1 protein-coding gene is annotated in these 1,206 nt (G+C 33.0%); it reads right to left on the reverse strand.

Annotation, left to right across the window (positions count from 1 at the left end):
- A partial coding sequence (locus C4S77_RS03005; protein WP_146106026.1) for a PPC domain-containing protein occupies positions 1-1,206 on the reverse strand: 1,206 nt, incomplete at both ends.

The following is a 1,206-nucleotide window of genomic DNA, read 5'->3' on the forward strand; positions in this document are numbered from 1 at the left end:
AATCATTAGGTTCGTAGTTGACAATACAAGGAGCAATTGCAGTTGCTTCAGCTTTAAGTGTATAGCATCGATTAATATCAAAATTGCCATTATATCCTTCTACAACTACATAATAAGTACCCGGATCTAGATAATTAATCGTTATGGACTCATTAGAAGTTCCTCCGAGAGCACTTTTTCCTATTTGACCTTGCGCAATATTATATATGATTAAGTCATAATTTTTAGGGAGATTTTGTAAAGTAACCGTCACAATGGATTTACTGTTTAGAGTAAACTTATAAAAATCTTTATCCGTAGAGGAGCCAATTCCTGCATAGTAATTAGTATTTGTATTAATGGCTGTTGCCTTGGCAAAATAATCATTAGGTTCGTAGTTGACAATACAAGGAGCAATTGCAGTTGCTTCAGCTTTAAGTGTATAGCATCGATTAATATCAAAATTGCCATTATATCCTTCTACAACTACATAATAAGTACCCGGATCTAGATAATTAATCGTTATGGACTCATTAGAAGTTCCTCCGAGAGCACTTTTTCCTATTTGACCTTGCGCAATATTATATATGATTAAGTCATAATTTTTAGGGAGATTTTGTAAAGTAACCGTCACAATGGATTTACTGTTTAGAGTAAACTTATAAAAATCTTTATCCGTAGAGGAGCCAATTCCTGCATAGTAATTAGTATTTGTATTAATGGCTGTTGCCTTGGCAAAATAATCATTAGGTTCATAGTTTTCGATACAAGGAGCAATTGCAGTTGTCTCAGCTTTAAGTGTATAGCATCGATTAATATCAAAATTGCCATTATATCCTTCTACAACTACATAATAAGTACCTGGCTTTAGATAATTAAGAGTAATGGACTCATTAGAAGTTCCTCCGAGAGCACTTTTTCCTATTTGATTTTGCGCAATATTATATATGATTAAGTCATAATTTTTAGGGAGATTTTGTAGAGTAACCGTCACGTTAGATTTACTGTTTAGTGTAAACTTATAATAATCTTTATCTGCGGAGGAGCCAATTCCTGCATAGTAATTAGTATTTGTATTAATGTCTGTTGCCTTGGCAAAAGAATCATTAGGTTCGTAGTTGACAATACAAGGAGCAATTGCAGTTGCTTCAGCTTTAAGTGTATAGCATCGATTAATATCAAAATTGCCATTATATCCTTCTACAACTACATAATAAGTACCCGGAT

It is taken from the genome of Apibacter adventoris (assembly GCF_002964975.1).
In the GTDB taxonomy this organism is placed as follows: domain Bacteria; phylum Bacteroidota; class Bacteroidia; order Flavobacteriales; family Weeksellaceae; genus Apibacter; species Apibacter adventoris.